Genomic DNA, 19,771 nt, shown 5'->3' with positions numbered 1-19,771 from the left:
ACGCTACTCCAGGCGATTACGTAGTGCCGCGACCACGCTGTAGGCCTGGTCTTTCACCAACCCATTTGGATCCTGAAGTGTCAGCAGAATCCGCACGCTGCGGATGAGCGACTCATCGCCGGGGTTGGGGTCATATCGGCTGACAACCGTTGAGCCAGGCTTGTCGGCCACGCCGAAACTGATATCGAATGCCCCCACGTTATCCACCAGCACCGCTTTGCTCGGGGCCGCCAGCGTGCTGAACTTCAGCTGCCCGCCCTCAAAGGTGTAGGTCAGCTTGCGCAGTGGGAAGTGGATTTGCCCGGGCGTCGCTGCCGGCGGGCTTCCAACATAGGCGTGGGCAGAGCCGGTGCAATCGGAAAGCACCGTCCAGTCCGGCTTGCTGCCACCCTGCCCTACGTCGGCGGTCACCAGCGTCAGGGACCGGGAGCTGCCGGTGGTACTCCATCCAATGGGACGATCAAAACCTGCGGGAGCGTTGCTGATTGATGCAGCGGACAAGCAGCCAAACATGCCCGCCTGGCGTATTTCCTGAATCAGCTTGCCAAGGGCGAACCGTGCATCATCCTGCAACAGCGAAGCCGCACTCTGACTGGCATAAGTGGTTCGGGAGCTGAGTGCAATCTGGGTCACCCCCAGGATCAACATCAGGCCGAGGGCCAATGCCAGCAGCATCTCCACCAGGCTGAAACCGCATACTGGACCTCTCATGGCAACACCCTCGGGTCGACTGCAACCCGGCTGGTCAGGGTGAACGTTTCCCGGGTGCCTTGAGCCTTCGCTCCACGGGAGTCGTCCCAACTGATGCTGATGGTCACCTCTCGCTGATTGACCGCAACCGACCCCTTGGCGCTTTCCCCGGCGAACCCGACGATATTCGCTTCAAAGTCGTGCAGGTCCAGATCACGCACACTCGCGACCGAGGTGCTGGAGGGCGCGCGTTCACCCTGGCCCCAGGAGTAATCAGCACCCGAATTGGCGCGGATCCGGTCGAGCATGTCGTAGGCAATGAAACTGGCCTGACTGGTCATCCTGGAACTGTCGGTATATTTCAATGCATTGAGCTGAATGACTGCCGCCCCTAGCAGGCCGACAGCGAGGATCAGCACAGATACCAGGACCTCGATCAGCGTCATTCCGGCCTGGGTCGGTTGCGGGTGGGGCGTTACGGGGAAAGCGTTCATTACCATCGCCATCCATGTCGAAGGTCATCAGAAAGCAGCGCAAACCTGCTGTGCGACGCAAGACTAGCGCCGGTATTGCCTGAGCGCTGCCCCCCGGAACAAAGCGAAATACTTTGGACAGAATGGCCACCATTCGACCCGCCGGACTGGGCGCTATAACTATGTCTGCCATCCGGCACCGACTGAAAAAGCACACCGCGTCCACGGAGGGACGGCCCATGAAACAACGAGGTTTCTCGCTGATTGAACTGATACTCGGCCTGTTCCTGAGCGGCATCCTGGCCAATCTGGCAGTGCCGAGCCTCAAGGGGCTGCTCGAGTCGCAACGACGCCAGAGCGCCGCCGAATCCCTTGCCGGCGGACTGCGTTATGCCCGCACAGAAGCCATCGCACGCAATCGCACGGTGGTTATCCATGCATTGGACGATGACTGGAGCCGGGGTTGGAGGGTGATACTGGACCTGAACGGTCGCGGCCATCTGGACGACAAAAACCCGGTGCTGCTGGAGCGCCAGGACAGTGGGCAGATACCGATTGTGGGGAATACGCCGGTGAGAACCCAGATACGCTTCAGCAGCCTGGGTGAACCGCTGCTGTCAGCAGGGGCATTCAGCGCCGGCACCGTCCACGTGTGTGCGACGGACCAGCAACTGAGCCTGTATCAAATAGTGCTGGCCGCCAGCGGGCGTATCAGCCTGCGCAGTAACAAGACCGAGCAGGCTTTGTGCCGGGGATATGCCGGTACTCCGGGCCTCAGAGCAGCGAACGAACCCGCAGCTCCTTGGGCATGGAGAAAGTGATGTTCTCTTCACGGCCAGCCAGTTCATCAGCGCCCGTGGCGCCCCAGGCCTGCAGTTGCTGAATAACGCCACGCACCAGGACTTCCGGGGCCGAGGCTCCGGCAGTGATGCCAATGCGTTCGACACCGTCGAACCAGCTGCGCTGCATGTCTTCGGCACCATCGATCAGGTAGGCCGGGGTGGCCATGCGCTCGGCCAGTTCGCGCAGGCGGTTGGAGTTGGAGCTGTTGGGGCTCCCCACCACCAGCACAACATCGCATTCGTCGGCCAATTGCTTGACCGCATCCTGGCGGTTCTGGGTGGCGTAGCAGATGTCATCCTTGCGTGGACCGCCGATGGCCGGGAAGCGCGAGCGCAAGGCATCGATGACGCGGCTGGTGTCGTCCATGGACAAGGTGGTCTGGGTAACGAAAGCCAGCTTTTCAGGGTTGTGCACCTGCAATGCAGCGACGTCTTTTTCGTCTTCCACCAGGTAGATCGCACCACCATTGCTGCCATCGTACTGGCCCATGGTGCCTTCGACTTCCGGGTGGCCGGCGTGGCCGATCAGGATGCATTCACGACCATCACGGCTGTAGCGCGCGACCTCGATGTGCACCTTGGTCACCAGCGGGCAGGTGGCGTCGAACACTTTCAGGCCACGGCCTGCTGCTTCGGTGCGTACCGCCTGGGAAACGCCGTGAGCGCTGAAGATGACGATAACGTCGTCCGGCACCTGGTCCAGTTCTTCAACGAAGATGGCCCCGCGGCTGCGCAGGTCTTCGACCACAAACTTGTTGTGGACGACTTCATGGCGCACGTAAATCGGCGGCCCGAAAACTTCCAGGGCGCGGTTGACGATTTCAATCGCCCGGTCCACGCCGGCGCAGAAGCCACGGGGGTTGGCGAGTTTGATTTGCATGCTGTGCCTCGTGTCTTGCCCTGTAGGATCGAGCTTGTGTGGCGAGGGCGCTTGCTCCCGCTGGGCTGCGAAGCAGCCCCAACAAGCTCGCCCCTGCAGTAGGCCGATTTCGTTAGTTACAGCGCTTTAACGTCGATGATTTCAACATCAAAGGTCAAGGTTTTCCCGGCCAACGGGTGGTTGAAGTCGATGGTCACTTGCGCGTCATCAAAGGCTTTCACCACACCCGGCAGCTCGGTATTCGCCGCATCGTTGAAGATCACCAGCAAGCCTTCCGACAACTCCATGTCCTGGAACTGCGAACGCGGGATGATCTGCACGTTTTGCGGGTTGGGCTGGCCAAAGGCGTTTTCCGGCAGGATCTGCAGGTTGCGCTTGTCGCCGGCCTTGAAACCGAACAGTGCCGCTTCGAAACCCGGCAGCAGGTTGCCGTCGCCGACCTTGAAGGTCGCCGGGGCCTTGTCGAACGTGCTGTCGACCGTGTCGCCATTCTCCAGGCGCAATGCGAAATGCAAGGTGACTTCCGTGTTCTGGCCAATGCGTTGCTCAGCCAATACCTGTTCAGTCATGAACGGTCTCTCCGGTTTTCTTGCTTTTGAACATATCCAACGCCAGCATGATTGCACCGACGGTGATGGCGCTGTCGGCAAAGTTGAACGCCGGGAAGTACCAGCGGTTCTGCCAATGCACCAGAATAAAGTCGATCACATGGCCCAGGGCAATGCGGTCGTAGAGGTTGCCCAATGCGCCACCCAGCACCAGCGCCAACGCAACGGCCAGCCAGGTGTCGTTACGCCCCAGGCGCTTGAGCCAGACTACCAGCACGGCACTGACCACCACGGCGATCAGGGCAAACAGCCAGCGCTGCCAGCCGGAGCTGTCAGCCAGGAAGCTGAACGCAGCGCCGGTGTTGTAGGCCAGGGTCCAGCTGAAGTAGTCGGGAATCACCACGATCTGCTGGTACATCTCCAGGGCGCCTTCGAAGTGAGCCTTGCTGAGCTGGTCAATGACCAGCACCAGCACGCTCAACACGAGCAAGCCCAGGCGTCCAAAACGACTGGCTTCAGGCATAGTGACGAACCTCGCCAGCGCCAGAGATGTTGTCGACGCAACGACCGCAGATTTCCGGTTGCTCGGGGTTCACGCCGACATCTTCACGGCAGTGCCAGCAACGGGCGCACTTGGCGAAGGAGGACTTGACCACCTTGAGCTTGAGACCCGGGACTTCGGTCGCAACGGCATCTGCAGGCGCCTGGGCAAACGGCGCCAGGCTGGCGGTCGAGGTGATCAGGACGAAGCGCAGTTCGTTGCTCAGCTTGGCCAGGTCAGCGGTCAGGCCTTCCTCGGCAAACAGCGTGACCTCGGCCTGCAGGTTGCCGCCAACGGCCTTCGCCGCGCGCTGCACTTCCAGTTCCTTGTTCACGGCAACCTTGACGGCCATTACGCCTTCCCAGTACTCGCGGCCCAGCTCGAAGTCGGCCGGCAATTCGGTCAGGCCTTCGTACCAGGTGTTGAGCATCACGGACTCGTTACGCTCGCCCGGCAGGTATTCCCACAGTTCGTCGGCGGTGAATGCCAGGATCGGGGCGATCCAGCGCACCAGCGCTTCAGAGATATGGTACAGCGCGGTCTGCGCCGAACGGCGGGCCTTGCTGTTGGCGCCGGTGGTGTACTGGCGGTCCTTGATGATGTCGAGGTAGAAACCACCCAGCTCCTGCACGCAGAAGTTGTGGATCTTCGAGTAGACGTTCCAGAAGCGGTATTCGCCGTAGTGCTCTTGCAGCTCGCGCTGCAGCAACAGGGTACGGTCCACGGCCCAACGGTCCAGGGCGAGCATTTCCTCGGCCGGCAGGATGTCGGTGGCCGGGTTGAAACCGGTCAGGTTCGACAGCATGAAGCGTGCGGTATTACGGATCCGGCGGTAGGCATCGGCGCTGCGCTGCAGGATCTGCTCGGAAACGGCCATCTCGCCCGAGTAATCGGTAGAGGCAACCCACAGGCGCATGATGTCGGCGCCCAGGGTGTCGTTGACCTTTTGCGGCGCGATCACGTTGCCCAGGGACTTGGACATCTTGCGACCGTTCTCGTCGACGGTGAAACCGTGGGTCAGCAGCTCGCGGTACGGGGCGTGATCGTCGATCGCGCAACCGGTCAGCAACGAGGAGTGGAACCAGCCACGGTGTTGGTCCGAACCTTCCAGGTACAGGTCGGCACGCGGGCCGGTCTCGTGGCCCATCGGGTGCGAGCCGCGCAGTACGTGCCAGTGGGTGGTACCCGAGTCGAACCAGACGTCGAGGGTGTCGCTGATCTTGTCGTACAGCGGCGCTTCGTCGCCCAGCAACTCGGCGGCGTCCAGCTTGAACCAGGCTTCGATGCCCTCTTGTTCAACGCGCTGGGCAACCTCTTCCATCAGCTCGACGGTACGTGGGTGCAACTCGCCGCTTTCCTTGTTCAGGAAGAACGGAATCGGCACGCCCCAGTTGCGCTGGCGGGAGATGCACCAGTCCGGACGGTTGGCGATCATCGAGTGCAGGCGCGCCTGGCCCCAGGCCGGAACGAACTTGGTGTCTTCGATCGCCTTGATCGCACGCTTGCGCAGGGTTTCGCCGCGGATAGGCTCCTTGTCCATGCCGATAAACCACTGCGCAGTGGCGCGGTAGATCAGCGGGGTCTTGTGACGCCAGCAATGCATGTAGCTGTGGGTGATGGTTTCGGTGTGCAGCAGCGCACCGACTTCCGCCAGCTTGTCGACGATCGCCGGGTTGGCCTTGAAGATGAACTGGCCACCGAAGAATTCCAGGGACGGCACGTACACGCCGTTGCTTTGCACGGGATTGATGATGTCGTCGTTGACCAGGCCGTACTGCTTGCAGATCACGAAGTCGTCAACGCCATAGGCAGGCGAGCAGTGAACCACGCCGGTGCCGGCGCCCAGTTCAACGTACTCGGCCAGGTAGATTGGCGACAGGCGGTCGTAGAACGGGTGACGGAAGTTGATCAGTTCCAGCGCGGACCCGGTAGTGGTCGCGATCACCGAGCCTTGCAGGTTGTAGCGGGCCAGGCACGCCTCCACCAGCTCTTCAGCCAGCACCAGCAGTTTGTCACCGACGTCCACCAGGGCGTAGGTGAATTCCGGGTGCACGTTCAGCGCCTGGTTGGCCGGGATGGTCCACGGGGTGGTGGTCCAGATCACGATGGAGGCTGGCTTGGCCAGGCTCGCCAGGCCGAAGGCTTGCGCCAGTTTGGCTTCGTCGGCGATCGGGAAGGCCACGTCGATGGTCGAGGACTTCTTGTCTTCGTACTCGACTTCGGCTTCAGCCAGGGCCGAGCCGCAATCGAAGCACCAGTTCACGGGCTTGAGGCCCTTGAACACGAAACCGCCCTTGACGATTTCGGCCAAGGCGCGGATTTCACCGGCCTCGTTCTTGAAGTTCATGGTCTTGTACGGGTTGGCCCAGTCGCCCAACACCCCCAGGCGGATGAATTCGGACTTCTGCCCTTCGATCTGCTCGGTGGCGTAGGCACGGCACAGTTCGCGGGTTTTATCCGCGCCCAGGTTCTTGCCGTAGGTCACTTCGACCTTGTGTTCGATCGGCAGCCCGTGGCAGTCCCAGCCCGGGACATAAGGCGCGTCGAAACCCGAAAGGGTTTTCGAGCGGATGATCATGTCCTTGAGAATCTTGTTCAGCGCATGACCGATGTGAATCGTGCCGTTGGCATAAGGAGGGCCGTCGTGCAGGACGAATTTCGGACGATCCTTGCCAATCTCGCGCAACTTTCCGTACAGGCCAATACTGTCCCAGCGCTGCAGGATCTGCGGTTCGCGCTGTGGCAGGCCGGCCTTCATTGGGAAGGCGGTGTCCGGAAGGTTTAGCGTGGCTTTATAGTCGGTCATTTAAGGCTCTTCATTAGCGATGGGCGCTAGGTGCGGCTAGTGCACGGGCGGCGGCGACATCCGCATTGATCGCCGTTTTCAACGCCTCCAGGGAGGCGAAACGCTGCTCTTCACGCAGCTTTTGGTGGAAAGCCACCGTCAAACGCCGGTCATACAAATCACCGGCAAAATCCAAAAGGTGAACTTCCAGGTGGGCTTTGCCATCACCTGCAACCGTGGGCCTGACGCCTATGTTGGCGACTCCGGGCCACGATTGGCCGTCGATGTCGACACTCACCAGGTAAACCCCGGTCAGTGGCACACGACGGCGCTTGAGCTGCACGTTGGCGGTTGGCGTGCCCAGTTGGCGCGCCAGCTTCTGGCCGTGCAGCACCCGCCCGGCAATCCGGAACGGGCGACCGAGCAAACGCTCGGCCAAGGCGAAGTCGGCAGCGGCCAGGGCGTTACGCACCTGGGTACTGCTCACGCGCAGGCCGTCCAGTTCGACGGTTTGCGCGGCTTCGACGGTAAAACCCTGGGTGACGCCGGCCTGCTGCAGGAAATCGAAATCCCCTACCCGGTCGCAACCGAAACGGAAGTCGTCGCCGACCTCCAGATGCTGCACGCCGAGGCCGTCCACCAGGATACGGTCGACGAACTCGGCGGCGCTGAGGCTGCGCAAGCGCTGGTTGAAAGCCAGGCAGAGGACGCGGTCCACACCTTCTTCAGCCAGCAGTTGCAGCTTGTCCCGCAGGCGGGCCAGACGCGCCGGCGCCGTCTGCGGGGTAAAGAATTCGCGCGGCTGTGGTTCAAAAATCACCACGCAGCTGGGCACGCCCAACTCAACCGCACGCTCACGCAGGCGGGCCAGGATAGCCTGGTGGCCACGGTGAACACCGTCAAAGTTGCCAATAGTGGCGACGCAGCCCCGATGCTGGGGGCGCAGGTTGTGGAGACCTCGAACCAGCTGCATAACGCGCTTCTTGCTCATAAAGTGGTCGATTATAACCACACCCGGCCCCGGACGACAGGCAACAGCGCAGGCCATTTGCGCGAATCGATAAAACAACCGTCTTATCGACGAAAAGTCTCTAGCTCAGTGACTTGCGATTGAAATCCCGCAAGCGGAAGCCCATCAGCAGCAACATGCCGAAGTACACCAGCACACCAGCCGCCACCAACGCTCCCAGGCGCATGAAGCGCTCGAGCATATGGCCCTGCTCCCAGGCCGGCATGAAGTGCATCAGGCCCAGCAGTACCGCGGCCATCGTCCCCACCGCCACCACCAACTTGAGCGCAAACGAGCCCCAGCCCGCCTGAGGCTGGAACATTTTCTGTTTACGCAGCTGATAAAACAGCAGCCCGGCGTTGATGCAGGCCCCCACACTGATCGCCAGCGCCAGCCCGGCATGCTTCAGCGGACCGATGAACGCCAGGTTGAGCAGTTGGGTAACCACCAGGGTGAAGATCGCGATCTTTACCGGGGTACGGATGTTTTGTTGAGCATAAAAGCCGGGGGCCAGCACCTTGATCACGATAATGCCCAGCAGGCCGACGGAATAAGCGATCAGCGCACGCTGGGTCATCGAGGCGTCAAACGCAGTGAACTGGCCGTACTGGAACAGTGCGACGGTCAGCGGCTCGGCGAGCAACCCCAGGGCCACGGCACACGGCAGCACCAGCACGAAGCACAGGCGCAGGCCCCAATCGAGAATCCGCGAATATTCGTGGCGGTCTTTGCTGGCATAGGTACGCGACAGCGTTGGCAGCAGGATGGTGCCGAGTGCCACGCCGAGCACGCCGGACGGCAATTCCATCAGACGGTCGGCGTAGTACATCCACGACACCGAACCCGAGACCAGCAGCGAGGCGAAGGCGGTGTTGATGATCAGGGAAATCTGGCTGACGGAAACCCCGAGGATTGCCGGCAGCATGTTGCGCATCACCCGCCAGACGCCGGTGTCCTTGAGATTCAAACGCGGCAGCACGAGCATGCCGATTTTCTTCAGGTGCGGCAGCTGGTACAGCAGTTGTGCCAGGCCACCAGCCAGGACCGCCCAGCCGAGGGCCATCACAGGCGGATCGAAATACGGTGTCAGGAACAGCGCAAAAATAATCATGCTGACGTTAAGCAGGGTCGGCACGAAGGCCGGCACCGAGAAACGGTTCCAGGTATTGAGGATCGCCCCGGCCAGGGACGACAGGGAAATCAGCAATATATAAGGAAAGGTCACCCGCAACAGATCAGTGGTCAGGGCGAATTTTTCCGGTGTATTGGCAAAACCGGGGGCCGTGGCCCAGATCACCCAGGGCGCGGCGAGCATCCCGGCGATCGTCACCAGCGTCAGCACCAACGTCAGCAAACCCGAAACATAGGCAATGAAGGTGCGGGTCGCCTCCTCGCCTTGCTGGGCCTTGTACTCCGCCAGAATCGGCACGAATGCCTGGGAAAAAGCCCCCTCGGCGAAGATCCGCCGCAGCAGGTTGGGCAGTTTAAAGGCAATAAAGAAGGCATCCGTGGCCATGCTGGCGCCAAAAATACGCGCCAGCAGCGTGTCACGCACAAACCCCAGAACCCGGGAAATCATAGTGATAGAGCTGACAGCGGCCAACGATTTGAGCAGATTCATTGAAAGAGTTTTTGCCTATAGATAAAGAGCAGGCGAACAAACGGCCCACATATGCGATACTCCGCGCCTGCAACAAGCACAGAGCCAAAGCTCGCGAGTTTACAGGTCAAGCGCCGGAAATAAATCACCCGCCTCTTAAGATCGACCACTCAGCAGTTCGCATCACACGCCCTTGACAAGACTTCAACTCATCGGCATGATTCGCGGCCTATTTTGTTTGCTATTTCCTAAAAAGTCTTTCGAGGAGCTCGACGGTGGCCAACACACCTTCCGCCAAAAAACGTGCAAAACAGGCTGAGAAGCGTCGCAGCCACAACGCCAGCCTGCGTTCCATGGTTCGTACCTACATCAAGAATGTAGTTAAAGCCATTGACGCAAAAGACGCTGAAAAAGCTCAAGCTGCTTACGTTCTGGCTGTGCCAGTTATCGACCGTATGGCCGATAAAGGCATCATCCACAAGAACAAAGCTGCTCGCCATAAAGGTCGTCTGAATGGCCACATCAAGGCTCTGAACCTTGCTGCTGCAGCCTAAGCGATAAGCTTGTTAAAAAACCGACCCCAGGGTCGGTTTTTTATTGCCTGCGATTTGGGAAAGCCAAAAAAAGAGCCGGCATGCCGGCTCTGCTTCAGATTTATTGCGCTGTGGGCCACGGCAGGATCGGAATCGCCGTCACCGCATTCTGCGGGCTGCCTTCGATCAAGCGGTCGCTGTAGACCAGATACACCAGGGTATTGCGCTTCTTGTCGAGGAAACGCACCACCTGCATGGTCTTGAAGACCAGGGACGTGCGCTCCTTGAACACCTCATCCCCATCCTTCAGCTCGCCCTTGAAGCGAATCGCACCTACCTGGCGACAGGCAATCGACGCCTCGGCGCGATCCTCCGCCAGACCCAACCCACCCTTTACCCCGCCCGTCTTGGCGCGAGACAGGTAGCAGGTCACGCCATCCACCTTCGGGTCATCAAAGGCCTCGACCACGATCCGGTCATTGGGGCCGACAAACTTGAACACCGTCGACACCTGGCCAATCTCTTCGGCCGACGCCAGCAACGGCATCGCCAGCAGCAAACCGAGCAATCCCTTCATTACGCGCATCGAGACTTCCTTTTTACTTAAACCAGAATCAGGTTATCCCGGTGAACCAGCTCCGGCTCAGCCATGTAACCCAACAGACCGACAATCGCCTCAGACGACTGCCCGATGATTTTCTGCGCCTCAAGGGCGCTGTAGTTGGCAAGGCCACGGGCAATCTCACGACCATCCGGCGCCACACACACCACCATTTCGCCACGGCGGAAGCTGCCCTGGACCAGTTTTACACCCACCGGCAACAAGCTTTTGTTGCCTTGGGACAACGCTGAAACCGCACCAGCATCCAACACCAGGGTACCGCGCGTCTGAAGATGCCCCGCCAGCCACTGCTTGCGCGCCGCCAGCATTCCGCGCTCAGGCGACAGCAGCGTACCGATGCGCTCGCCCGCCTTGAGACGATCCAGCACCCGCTCAATCCGACCGCCAACGATGATGGTATGCGCGCCGGAACGCGCCGCCAGCCGTGCCGCACGCAGCTTGGTCTGCATGCCGCCACGCCCCAGGGCACCGCCGACACTGCCAGCCACCGCATCCAGCGCCGGATCATCGGCACGCGCTTCGTAAATCAGCTGGGCCTCAGGGTTATTGCGCGGGTCAGCGTCGAACATGCCGTCGCGATCCGTGAGGATCACCAGCAAATCAGCCTCAACCAGGTTGGCCACCAGCGCTGCCAGGGTGTCGTTGTCACCGAAGCGAATCTCGTCGGTCACCACGGTGTCATTCTCGTTGATCACCGGGATCACCTTGAGTTCAACCAGGGCGCGCAGGGTGCTGCGGGCATTCAGGTAGCGCTTGCGGTCGGACAAGTCGTCATGGGTCAGCAGAATCTGCGCCGTGTGGCGCCCGTGCTCGGCAAAGCTGGACTCCCAGGCCTGTACCAGGCCCATCTGACCAATGGCGGCGGCAGCCTGCAGCTCATGCATCGCGCTGGGTCGCGCGGTCCAGCCGAGGCGGCTCATGCCGGCGGCAACCGCCCCGGACGACACCAACACCAACTCGACGCCGGCCTCATGCAAGGCCACCATCTGGTCCACCCAGACACTCATGGCCGCACGATCCAGCCCCTTGCCATCCGCCGTCAGCAGCGCGCTACCGATCTTAACGACCCAACGCTGCGCACCTGTCACCTTGCTCCGCATCATCTTCAACCTTAGATAGAGGGCCGCGCGACCCAGCGCCGCCCATAACGTTATTCGTGACTACCGATTTCCAGATACCAAAACGCCGCTCGATTGAGCGGCGCTTAAGTTTACTGCAACGAATCAGTCGCGCACGTAAATGATTTCCGGACCATCTTCATCATCCACGTCTTCCTCGTCCCAATCATCGTCACCGATATCATGGACCGACTTGACGCCACTGCGACGCAGGGCACGCTGATCATCCAGCGCCTGCAACTGGGCACGAGCCTCGTCTTCGATGCGCTGATCCAGTTCAGCCAGCTCGGCCTTGTAGACAGGGTCGGCGGCCAGGCGATCGGCACGGTCTTCGAGGTAACGCATGATGTCGCGAGTCAGGCGCTCAGTGCCTTCTTTGGCAATGGCCGAGATCACGTAGACCGGACCGGTCCATTCCAGGCGATCAACGATCTCCTTGACGCGCTCTTCGTGCTCTTCCTCGAGGATCTGGTCGCACTTGTTCAGCACCAACCAGCGATCACGCTCAGCCAGGGACGGGCTGAACTTGGTCAGCTCGCTGACGATCACTTCAGCAGCGTCCGGTGCACTGGTGTCATCCAGCGGCGCCATGTCGACGAGGTGCAGCAGCAAACGGGTGCGGGACAAGTGCTTGAGGAAACGGATCCCCAGGCCTGCGCCGTCGGAAGCGCCTTCGATCAGGCCCGGAATGTCCGCAACCACGAAGCTTTTCCAGCGGTCAACGCTGACCACACCCAGGTTCGGCACCAGGGTAGTGAACGGGTAATCGGCGACTTTCGGCTTGGCAGCAGACACCGAGCGAATGAACGTACTTTTGCCGGCGTTCGGCAAGCCCAGCAGGCCCACGTCAGCCAGCACCTTCATTTCCAGCTTGAGGTCACGCTGCTCGCCTGGCTTGCCCGGCGTGGTCTGGCGTGGCGCACGGTTGGTACTGGACTTAAAACGGGTGTTACCCAGACCGTGCCAGCCGCCATGAGCCACCAGCAGGCGCTGACCGGCTTTGGTCAGGTCACCAATGACTTCCTGGGTTGCGGAGTCGATAACGGTGGTGCCGACCGGAACCCGCAGTACCAGTTCTTCGCCTTTTTTACCGGTGCAGTCAGTGCTGCCGCCGTTGGAGCCACGCTCGGCATCAAAGTGCCGGGTGTAACGGTAGTCCACCAGGGTGTTGAGGTTTTCGTCGGCGATCATGTAGACCGAGCCGCCATCACCGCCATCACCGCCGTTAGGACCACCGTTTTCGATGAATTTTTCCCGACGGAAACTCATGCAACCGTTACCGCCGTCGCCAGCTTTTACTCGGATCGAAACTTCATCAACAAACTTCATAACAAAACGCCTCTCGCCACACGGACGAGCTTAAGAAACCAAGACATAAGACTCTTGCAAAAATGAGCGCAGCGACCTCAAGCAACGACCGCAAACCCACTGCTTTCGCCCATCACAAACAGCTTTGCAAGAGACTCACCCCACAAACGAAAAAGCCCCGTCGCGAGACAGGGCTTTTCCAGCAACTACGTAATTATGCCGCGACGACTTCAGTCTTCGGGACAATGCTCACGTAACGGCGGTTGAAAGCGCCTTTTACTTCAAACTTGATCACGCCGTCGATTTTAGCGAACAGAGTGTGATCTTTACCCATGCCAACACCGTAACCGGCGTGGAATTGGGTGCCGCGCTGACGCACGATGATGTTGCCCGGAATGATAACCTGGCCGCCATACATCTTCACGCCAAGGCGTTTGGCTTCTGAGTCGCGACCGTTACGGGTACTACCACCAGCTTTTTTGTGTGCCATGAGTCAATTCTCCTAGTGAGGAATTAGGCTGAAATTAAGCCTGAATACCGGTGATTTTGATCTCGGTGTACCACTGGCGGTGGCCCATACGCTTCATGTGGTGCTTACGACGACGGAACTTGATGATGCGGACTTTATCGTGACGACCTTGGGAGATCACTTCAGCCACAACGGTAGCGCCTGCAACAACTGGAGCGCCGATGTTCACGTCATCGCCATTGGCGACCAACAGAACGCGATCAAAAGTAACGGATTCGCCAGTAGCGATTTCCAGCTTCTCGATCTTCAGGTATTCACCTGGGGCGACCTTGTATTGCTTGCCACCAGTAACAATTACTGCGTACGACATGGTATTTCTCCGATAATCCTGCTCACCCAGCGCTTTATAAGAAGAGGTATTGGCTGGCATGGCTGCATGGGATGGACGTCCCGAATGCAATTGCGTAAGGCAGGTGCTGCCCAGGAAGTTCAGGGTGCGCGATTGTACGCAAGCTATGGAGGTGTTGCAAGTAGCCGTCTATCGCGCCTTGACACTACGGGACGCGGGTCCTAGCATGCCGCGCAACCCTTCTGGAGCGACTGTCGCTGATGCAACCCCAAGCTTTCTACCGCGCGGTGGCGGACGATTTTAGCGCCGTCGACGGCATCATCAAGAAGCAGCTGACTTCTAAAGTGCCGCTGGTCTCCAAAATTGGCGACTACATTACGTCGGCCGGCGGTAAACGCCTGCGTCCTTTATTAGTGTTGCTGTGTGGCAAGGCCCTGGGCCGCGAAGGCGATGACCTGCGCCTGCTGGCCGCGACCATCGAGTTCCTGCACACCGCCACCCTGCTGCACGACGACGTGGTCGACATGTCCGGCATGCGCCGTGGTCGCGAGACGGCCAACGCGATGTGGGGCAATGCGCCGAGCGTGCTGGTGGGCGACTTCCTGTACTCGCGCTCGTTCGAAATGATGGTCGAGCTGGGCTCGATGCCGGTGATGAAGATTCTTTCACAGGCCACGCGCATCATCGCCGAAGGCGAAGTGTTGCAGCTGTCGAAGGTTCGCGACGCCAGCACCACCGAAGAAACCTACATGGAAGTGATTCGCGGCAAAACCGCGATGCTCTTCGAAGCCTCGACCCACAGCGCCGCCGCCCTGTGCGAAGCGACGCCCGAGCAGAGCGAAGCCCTGCGTACGTTCGGCGATCACCTGGGCGTGGCCTTCCAGCTCGTGGACGACCTGCTGGACTATCGCGGCGACGCCGAAACCCTGGGCAAGAACGTCGGTGACGACCTGGCCGAGGGCAAGCCGACCTTGCCACTGATCTACACCATGCGCGAAGGCACGCCGGAACAGGCCGCCCTGGTGCGCAAGGCGATCCAGAAAGGCGGGATCGAAGACCTGGAAAGCATCCGCGAAGCCGTGGAAGCCTCGGGTTCCCTCGAATACACCGCGCAACTGGCCCGTGACTACGTGGCTCGCGCGATCCAATGCCTGGAAGCCCTTCCAGCCAGCGAATACCGGGACGCCCTGGTTGAGCTGAGTGAGTTCGCGGTCGCCCGTACTCACTGATTCTGCTCTGCTCCATGTAGGAGCTGGCTTGCCTGCGATTGCATCACCGCGGTGTAACAGACAAACCGAGGTGCCTGCATCGCAGGCAAGCCAGCTCCCGCAGCGTTCTCTGGCGTTGCTGCCCCCTGCCCGGCTAAAACCCTATACAATGTGCGCTTTTTAGCCATCCTGAAACCAAAGGAGCTTTAGTGAGCACGTTGCCACCCTGCCCGAAATGCAATTCCGAATACACCTACGAAGATGGCGCCCAGCTGATTTGCCCGGAATGCGCCCATGAGTGGGCCGTCGGCGGCGAAGCCGAGGCGGCCAGCGATGAATCCGTGAAGAAAGACTCTGTGGGCAACGTCCTGCAGGACGGCGACACCATCACCGTGATCAAGGACCTCAAGGTCAAGGGCACGTCCCTGGTGGTCAAGGTCGGCACCAAGGTCAAGAACATCCGCCTGTGCGATGGCGACCACGATATCGACTGCAAGATCGACGGTATCGGCCCGATGAAACTCAAGTCCGAGTTCGTCCGCAAGGTCTGACTATGCTGCCTCCATCCCGTGCCCTGCACGGGATGGCGCTTCACCCTCCCCGCGTCACTTCCGCACTGGCGGCAAAAGGCCAGGCCTTTTGATCAAAAACAATATCCACACAGAAAAGTCCGGAAATGGCCAATAGGGACTTGCTATTCTACGAATAAGAATTATTCTCATTGAAACCCATCAAGGAGATACTTCCCATGACTTATTTGATCGATGCCTGGCTGGACCGTCCACACCCTTACCTGCGAATCCTCCATCGGGAAACCGGGGAAGTCTGCGCGGTGCTGGAAGAAGAGGCGTTAAGCGAACTGCAGGATCAGGGCGACCTGGACGTCAATGGCCTGAGTTCCAGTGAGCCCGGGGTGCTGAAGGAAGTGGTGAGAAATCTGTTTCTGTTCTGCTATGCCCGAGCGTTGCGCCCGGTGACGGATCTCAATGGCAAGTTTCATCCATGAGCAACCGCGCAAAACACTGCAGGAGCGAGCAGGCTCGCTCCTGCAGGTAAGGTCTTACAGAACGTCGAGCAGCTCGACGTCAAATACCAGAACGCTGTGCGGCGGGATGCTGCCAACGCCTTGAGCGCCGTAAGCCAGTTCGCTCGGCACGTACAGGCGCCATTTGCTGCCGGCATTCATCAGTTGCAGGGCTTCGGTCCAGCCGGCGATCACGCCGCCAACCGGGAATTCCGCAGGCTGGCCGCGCTCGTAGGAGCTGTCGAACACAGTGCCGTCGATCAGGGTGCCGTGGTAGTGAGTCCGCACCTGGTCTTCACGGGTCGGCTTGGCGCCGCTACCTGCAGTCAGCACTTCAAATTGCAGGCCGGAAGCCAGGGTGGTGATGCCGTCACGCTTGGCGTTTTCAGCCAGGAAAGCCAGGCCTTCGCCAGCAGCAGCTTCAGCCTTTGCAGCGGCTTCGGCTTGCATGATTTCGCGGATGACCTTGAAGCTGGCGGCCATTTGCTCCTGGTCCACACGGCTAGGCTTGCCGGCAAAAGCGTCGGTCAGGCCAGCCAGGATCGCGTCCAGGCTCACGCCCGGTGGCGGGTTGTCGCGCAGCTGGTCGCCCAACTGACGGCCAATGCCGTAGCTCACGCGGGTTTCGTCGGTGGACAGATTAACTTCGGACATGGAAAGGCTCCGCTGTAGGACGACACAGGTGCCGTCCAAACTAAAAGGGCGAGCAGACTAGCACACAAGCCACGCCCTTGATGAGCCCCGCGCAGGAGAGCGCCAGGGGCTGATTAATGCTTGGTAACCTTGTCCAGGTAGCCCATGGCAAACGCCGACACCACGAAGGTCATGTGAATGATCACGTACCATTTCAGGTGCTCGGGATCGACGTTCTTGGCGTCCATGAACACCCGCAGCAGATGGATCGACGAAATCGCCACGATGGACGCCGCGACCTTCATCTTCAGCGACGAGGAGTCCATGGTCCCCAGCCAGTTGAGCTTCTCCTTGCTTTCGTCGATGTCCAGCTGGGAGACGAAGTTCTCGTAGCCGCTGATCATCACCATCACCAGCAGGCCGCCCACCAGGGCCATGTCGATCAACGACAGCAGCACCAGGATCACATCCGACTCGCTCATGGTGAACACGATGGGAATCACATGAAACACTTCCTGGAAGAACTTCAGGCCCAGCGCCAGCAGCCCCAGGGACAGCCCGAAATAGATCGGCGCCAACAGCCAGCGTGAGGCATACATTGCATTTTCGATAAAGCGTTCCATTGAATCTCACACAGCTTGGCTAAAAATGGCGGCGAGTATACCAGCCGCACCCAAACCCCAGAAACCGTCGAGAAAACTGATCTGTACGGCATCTGTTAAGGAATTTTTCTGCTAGTGTCGAGCTCATCAACTCGGCTCGATGATGTCGGACAGGAAAACTCAGATAATGGATGTGCGATCCCCTTTGGCCAGCCTTGGCCTGTGTGCGGCGTTGCTGATGGGCAGCGGTTGTTCCCCAAGCGATGAACACAAGCAAGCCAGTCTCGAAGAGAAAACCGCCAAGTTCGAACAATCCCTGGACGCCATCCAGGACCCCAAGCTCAAGGACGCCGTGTCCGAGCTCGGAGGCTCGCTGCTGTTGCTGGAACGGGCGCGCGCCAAGCTCGCCACCAAGCCCATCGAGGCCGAGTACAGCGAAGACGCCCTGGCGCTGCTCAAGCATTACCCTACGCCGCAGGCCCTGGTCGATACCTACATCAATGGCCTGTTTGTCCTGCGCAAGGCGTCCCATTCGGACTACCTGACGGACCTGCAGCCGATCTTCCCGTTCAACTTCAACATGCCCGACCAGTTCCCCTTCCCACACGGCCTGGAATGGCAGTCGGTGACCCTGAGCAACAACAAGGTCATCCCGTTCCAGCCGGAATGGTCGGAAACCGATCCGGGCATCCAGTTGAGCCCCACCAGTTCCAACCTGACCAACCCCGATGACCTGACGGTGACCTACCCGTTCGTCGAAGGCGTCGAGACGGAGAACAAAAGCCAGCCGCAGCCCGTCACCCTCAAGGGCAAGGTGGAAGTGATTGCCCCGCGTAAAGTCTTCACCTTCGACTTGTCGAAAAAGGACGTGGGCCGCAAGCGCACCGAAGAAAACGTCACCGTCACCCTGCTGGCCCTGGAAAAGAACTACGCCGAGATCGAACTGACCAACAGCGCCCCGCTGGCGCCGGAAGTCGCGGACGAATCGCCGAACCCGTTGCTGGTGCAGGCTCGTGACACCACCGGGCAATTTCTCTCGCGCTCGGGCTCGATCAACGAAAACGCCGCGCAACTGGCGTTCTACGAGAAGCAACTGGCCGAAATGCAGAAGCAGAAGGCCTGGTCCGACGCCTTCGAGAAACAGCTGGAAGACGAGCAGAAAGCCTTCGAGCTCAAGCAGAACAGCCACTACACCAAGGTGTACTTCAATGGCCTGATCGACAATGTGCAAGTCAGCGTACTCGACTTTTCCCAGGCCACGGTGACCCGCAAGGACCTGGACCTGCCCGTACGGCGCTTCGACAAGAACAGCCTGGAAAAAACCGTACAGCCGTTGCCGATGCCCGTCACCGTGTATGACGACCAGGCCGCGGATTGGCTCAAGGACGCCACCCTGTCCGAAGACCAACTGAAGAAAAGCGTCACCATCAACCAGTCGGTGGATGACGCCAGTGCGGCGCACGTTGAGTTCGATCACCCCTACACCTTCAACGACGACCTGCTGGGCGAGGACCGCGGCGGCGGCGATGCCCCGGTGACGTTCCTCACCGCCAACGACGAAGGCAAGCTTGGCGAGCCGATCGAACTGCCCGCCGAAGCCTACGAGGTCGACCCGGGGCGCGGCACCATCACCTATGACCTGAACCTGTTCCCTGAAAACCCGGGGTTTGCCGTCGGATCAATGCCGCTGTTCCTGGCGACCATCGAGAAAGGCAGCCTCACTGCCGGGCAACTGCCCAAGGGCCTGGAGCTGAAGGACAACGCGCTGATTGTCGACCAGAAGCTGTTCCCCTCTGACAGCTGGCGGTTCTATGCCAAGGACGCCAGCGGCAACTACCTGAAGGAAATTCTCGGCGTCAGCCACCGCGCCGAGGAATACGGCACGGCGCTGTTCGACGTGCATTACTTCTACGGCCAGCCGACGACATTGGAAACCTACCAGCGCACCGGCCTGGACACGGTGCAGTATGGGTTTGAGGTGAAGCTGGACAAACCCGAGGCGGCCCCTGCCCCCAAGCCATAGCCCCTCCCCCGCCCCCGTAGCAGCTGTCGAGCGCCAGCTGCTACGGGGGGAGTGCGGTCAGCGGATATCGCTTAGCACCGTCTGCCGCCCACCGTTGAGTTGTCGCAAGTGCGCCTGCAGGTGCAGGCACCAGATCTGCGGGTCGTCAGCCAGCTCGTACCCGTGCAGGGTCAGGCTTTCAACAATCGAATCGAGGATGGTTTGTGCCACGAAAGGTCCGTGGAACGGGCCTTGGGACTTGATGGTGGAGGGTTGTTCGCCGGTCATTCCGGCGGCAAACAACAAGGTCCACATCCCGGTATCCCCCGCGAGAGGGCGAATGGAACATTCGATACGGGTGACCAGGCCCAGGCACTGGCGGGTGAGGCAGAGGTTGCGCGACATGGCGGCGACCCTCGGTAGATCCGGTATTCAGCCTCGCAAGGCAAGACTGTTTCTATCCAGCGACTCCTGTGGCTATCCCTTGAGCTGAGAATAGAAGAAACCCGGTACAAACCAAGGCTGGGGGACCAAC

The 19,771-nt window shown here is 60.0% G+C and carries 22 protein-coding genes; 6 read left to right on the top strand and 16 right to left on the bottom strand.

Annotated features, from left to right (window positions below):
• Positions 1-3: 3 nt before the first annotated feature.
• Together HX817_RS10585 and pilV are read right to left on the bottom strand one after the other, a co-directional pair.
• Positions 4-711: a PilW family protein gene (locus tag HX817_RS10585; RefSeq protein ID WP_177040202.1), complete on the bottom strand. Its 708-nt coding sequence runs from the start codon at positions 709-711 to the stop codon at positions 4-6.
• Entirely contained in the window at positions 708-1,184 is a 477-nt protein-coding gene (gene pilV, locus HX817_RS10580; RefSeq protein WP_003215885.1) for a type IV pilus modification protein PilV, read from the bottom strand. The genes HX817_RS10585 and pilV overlap by 4 nt, the downstream gene beginning before the upstream one ends.
• Before the next feature lie 218 nt (positions 1,185-1,402).
• On the opposite strand from pilV, the gene HX817_RS10575 reads away from it, so the two are divergent.
• Positions 1,403-1,984 carry a GspH/FimT family pseudopilin gene (locus HX817_RS10575; RefSeq protein WP_003215883.1) on the top strand — a complete coding sequence of 194 codons (582 nt, stop codon included), beginning with the start codon at positions 1,403-1,405 and terminating at the stop codon, positions 1,982-1,984.
• On the opposite strand, the gene ispH is transcribed toward HX817_RS10575, so the two are convergent.
• The 6 genes from ispH to murJ form a co-directional block, all read right to left on the bottom strand.
• Positions 1,938-2,885: a 4-hydroxy-3-methylbut-2-enyl diphosphate reductase gene (gene ispH / locus HX817_RS10570; RefSeq protein ID WP_003215881.1), complete on the bottom strand. Its 948-nt coding sequence runs from the start codon at positions 2,883-2,885 to the stop codon at positions 1,938-1,940. The two genes, HX817_RS10575 and ispH, sit on opposite strands and share 47 nt — an antisense overlap.
• A gap of 116 nt (positions 2,886-3,001) precedes the next feature.
• Positions 3,002-3,439, bottom strand: a complete 438-nt coding sequence (gene fkpB, locus HX817_RS10565) for an FKBP-type peptidyl-prolyl cis-trans isomerase (protein ID WP_003215879.1) — start codon at positions 3,437-3,439, stop codon at positions 3,002-3,004.
• A 7-nt stretch (positions 3,440-3,446) separates the two neighbouring features.
• Positions 3,447-3,956, bottom strand: coding sequence for a signal peptidase II (lspA, locus tag HX817_RS10560; RefSeq protein WP_003215877.1), 510 nt, complete (start codon positions 3,954-3,956; stop codon positions 3,447-3,449).
• The gene (ileS, locus tag HX817_RS10555; protein WP_177040201.1) at positions 3,949-6,780 is read right to left on the bottom strand and encodes an isoleucine--tRNA ligase; all 2,832 of its coding nucleotides are present in this window, start codon (positions 6,778-6,780) and stop codon (positions 3,949-3,951) included. The genes lspA and ileS overlap by 8 nt, the downstream gene beginning before the upstream one ends.
• A 13-nt stretch (positions 6,781-6,793) precedes the next feature.
• Positions 6,794-7,732 (bottom strand): bifunctional riboflavin kinase/FAD synthetase, encoded by a 939-nt coding sequence (gene ribF / locus HX817_RS10550; protein ID WP_003215874.1) that lies wholly within the window; start codon positions 7,730-7,732, stop codon positions 6,794-6,796.
• A 118-nt stretch (positions 7,733-7,850) separates the two neighbouring features.
• Positions 7,851-9,389 (bottom strand): murein biosynthesis integral membrane protein MurJ, encoded by a 1,539-nt coding sequence (gene murJ / locus HX817_RS10545; RefSeq protein ID WP_008432837.1) that lies wholly within the window; start codon positions 9,387-9,389, stop codon positions 7,851-7,853.
• A 254-nt stretch (positions 9,390-9,643) separates the two neighbouring features.
• On the opposite strand from murJ, the gene rpsT reads away from it, so the two are divergent.
• Positions 9,644-9,922 carry a 30S ribosomal protein S20 gene (gene rpsT / locus HX817_RS10540; protein ID WP_003215870.1) on the top strand — a complete coding sequence of 93 codons (279 nt, stop codon included), beginning with the start codon at positions 9,644-9,646 and terminating at the stop codon, positions 9,920-9,922.
• A gap of 100 nt (positions 9,923-10,022) precedes the next feature.
• Here rpsT and HX817_RS10535 read toward each other — a convergent pair whose 3' ends face one another.
• The 5 genes from HX817_RS10535 to rplU all read right to left on the bottom strand — a co-directional run bounded on the left by HX817_RS10535 (position 10,023) and on the right by rplU (position 13,788).
• Positions 10,023-10,487, bottom strand: a complete 465-nt coding sequence (locus HX817_RS10535; protein ID WP_008432835.1) for a CreA family protein — start codon at positions 10,485-10,487, stop codon at positions 10,023-10,025.
• Positions 10,488-10,504: 17 nt separating this feature from the next.
• Entirely contained in the window at positions 10,505-11,623 is a 1,119-nt protein-coding gene (gene proB / locus HX817_RS10530; protein WP_003215866.1) for a glutamate 5-kinase, read from the bottom strand.
• Positions 11,624-11,746: 123 nt separating this feature from the next.
• The gene (gene cgtA, locus HX817_RS10525; RefSeq protein WP_003215864.1) at positions 11,747-12,970 is read right to left on the bottom strand and encodes an Obg family GTPase CgtA; all 1,224 of its coding nucleotides are present in this window, start codon (positions 12,968-12,970) and stop codon (positions 11,747-11,749) included.
• A gap of 193 nt (positions 12,971-13,163) precedes the next feature.
• A complete protein-coding gene (rpmA, locus tag HX817_RS10520) occupies positions 13,164-13,439 on the bottom strand; it encodes a 50S ribosomal protein L27 (protein ID WP_003215862.1) in 276 nt (91 codons plus the stop codon).
• Between the two features lie 34 nt (positions 13,440-13,473).
• Complete coding sequence (rplU, locus tag HX817_RS10515; RefSeq protein WP_003176051.1) at positions 13,474-13,788, bottom strand: 50S ribosomal protein L21; 315 nt, start codon at positions 13,786-13,788, stop codon at positions 13,474-13,476.
• A 239-nt stretch (positions 13,789-14,027) separates the two neighbouring features.
• Between rplU and HX817_RS10510 the strand changes: the two genes are divergently transcribed.
• The 3 genes from HX817_RS10510 to HX817_RS10500 all read left to right on the top strand — a co-directional run bounded on the left by HX817_RS10510 (position 14,028) and on the right by HX817_RS10500 (position 15,981).
• Entirely contained in the window at positions 14,028-14,996 is a 969-nt protein-coding gene (locus HX817_RS10510; protein WP_003215860.1) for a polyprenyl synthetase family protein, read from the top strand.
• Between the two features lie 188 nt (positions 14,997-15,184).
• Positions 15,185-15,526 (top strand): zinc ribbon domain-containing protein YjdM, encoded by a 342-nt coding sequence (locus HX817_RS10505; RefSeq protein WP_003215858.1) that lies wholly within the window; start codon positions 15,185-15,187, stop codon positions 15,524-15,526.
• Between the two features lie 197 nt (positions 15,527-15,723).
• Positions 15,724-15,981, top strand: coding sequence for a hypothetical protein (locus HX817_RS10500; protein WP_003215856.1), 258 nt, complete (start codon positions 15,724-15,726; stop codon positions 15,979-15,981).
• Between the two features lie 54 nt (positions 15,982-16,035).
• On the opposite strand, the gene HX817_RS10495 is transcribed toward HX817_RS10500, so the two are convergent.
• Complete coding sequence (locus HX817_RS10495; protein ID WP_003215854.1) at positions 16,036-16,653, bottom strand: FKBP-type peptidyl-prolyl cis-trans isomerase; 618 nt, start codon at positions 16,651-16,653, stop codon at positions 16,036-16,038.
• Between the two features lie 113 nt (positions 16,654-16,766).
• The gene (locus HX817_RS10490; protein WP_003215853.1) at positions 16,767-17,255 is read right to left on the bottom strand and encodes a TIGR00645 family protein; all 489 of its coding nucleotides are present in this window, start codon (positions 17,253-17,255) and stop codon (positions 16,767-16,769) included.
• A 166-nt stretch (positions 17,256-17,421) separates the two neighbouring features.
• On the opposite strand from HX817_RS10490, the gene HX817_RS10485 reads away from it, so the two are divergent.
• Complete coding sequence (locus HX817_RS10485) at positions 17,422-19,257, top strand: hypothetical protein (RefSeq protein WP_003215851.1); 1,836 nt, start codon at positions 17,422-17,424, stop codon at positions 19,255-19,257.
• A 57-nt stretch (positions 19,258-19,314) separates the two neighbouring features.
• On the opposite strand, the gene HX817_RS10480 is transcribed toward HX817_RS10485, so the two are convergent.
• Entirely contained in the window at positions 19,315-19,641 is a 327-nt protein-coding gene (locus tag HX817_RS10480) for a hypothetical protein (RefSeq protein WP_003215849.1), read from the bottom strand.
• Positions 19,642-19,771: the final 130 nt, after the last annotated feature.

The sequence above is a fragment of the Pseudomonas sp. C6002 genome (genome assembly GCF_013385805.1).
Lineage (GTDB): Bacteria > Pseudomonadota > Gammaproteobacteria > Pseudomonadales > Pseudomonadaceae > Aquipseudomonas.
The sequence above is the reverse complement of the archived record's forward strand: the minus strand, read 5'-3'. Positions and strand labels throughout refer to the sequence as shown.

Bases quoted from the DNA above. Each gene is read 5' to 3' on its own strand.
- HX817_RS10585 (WP_177040202.1), bottom strand. From the start codon at position 711: ATGAGAGGTCCAGTATGCGGTTTCAGCCTGGTGGAGATGCTGCTGGCA.
- pilV (WP_003215885.1), bottom strand. From the start codon at position 1,184: ATGAACGCTTTCCCCGTAACGCCCCACCCGCAACCGACCCAGGCCGGA.
- HX817_RS10575 (WP_003215883.1), top strand. From the start codon at position 1,403: ATGAAACAACGAGGTTTCTCGCTGATTGAACTGATACTCGGCCTGTTC.
- ispH (WP_003215881.1), bottom strand. From the start codon at position 2,885: ATGCAAATCAAACTCGCCAACCCCCGTGGCTTCTGCGCCGGCGTGGAC.
- lspA (WP_003215877.1), bottom strand. From the start codon at position 3,956: ATGCCTGAAGCCAGTCGTTTTGGACGCCTGGGCTTGCTCGTGTTGAGC.
- ileS (WP_177040201.1), bottom strand. From the start codon at position 6,780: ATGACCGACTATAAAGCCACGCTAAACCTTCCGGACACCGCCTTCCCA.
- ribF (WP_003215874.1), bottom strand. From the start codon at position 7,732: ATGCAGCTGGTTCGAGGTCTCCACAACCTGCGCCCCCAGCATCGGGGC.
- murJ (WP_008432837.1), bottom strand. From the start codon at position 9,389: ATGAATCTGCTCAAATCGTTGGCCGCTGTCAGCTCTATCACTATGATT.
- HX817_RS10535 (WP_008432835.1), bottom strand. From the start codon at position 10,487: ATGCGCGTAATGAAGGGATTGCTCGGTTTGCTGCTGGCGATGCCGTTG.
- proB (WP_003215866.1), bottom strand. From the start codon at position 11,623: ATGCGGAGCAAGGTGACAGGTGCGCAGCGTTGGGTCGTTAAGATCGGT.
- cgtA (WP_003215864.1), bottom strand. From the start codon at position 12,970: ATGAAGTTTGTTGATGAAGTTTCGATCCGAGTAAAAGCTGGCGACGGC.
- rpmA (WP_003215862.1), bottom strand. From the start codon at position 13,439: ATGGCACACAAAAAAGCTGGTGGTAGTACCCGTAACGGTCGCGACTCA.
- rplU (WP_003176051.1), bottom strand. From the start codon at position 13,788: ATGTCGTACGCAGTAATTGTTACTGGTGGCAAGCAATACAAGGTCGCC.
- HX817_RS10510 (WP_003215860.1), top strand. From the start codon at position 14,028: ATGCAACCCCAAGCTTTCTACCGCGCGGTGGCGGACGATTTTAGCGCC.
- HX817_RS10500 (WP_003215856.1), top strand. From the start codon at position 15,724: ATGACTTATTTGATCGATGCCTGGCTGGACCGTCCACACCCTTACCTG.
- HX817_RS10495 (WP_003215854.1), bottom strand. From the start codon at position 16,653: ATGTCCGAAGTTAATCTGTCCACCGACGAAACCCGCGTGAGCTACGGC.
- HX817_RS10490 (WP_003215853.1), bottom strand. From the start codon at position 17,255: ATGGAACGCTTTATCGAAAATGCAATGTATGCCTCACGCTGGCTGTTG.
- HX817_RS10485 (WP_003215851.1), top strand. From the start codon at position 17,422: ATGGATGTGCGATCCCCTTTGGCCAGCCTTGGCCTGTGTGCGGCGTTG.
- HX817_RS10480 (WP_003215849.1), bottom strand. From the start codon at position 19,641: ATGTCGCGCAACCTCTGCCTCACCCGCCAGTGCCTGGGCCTGGTCACC.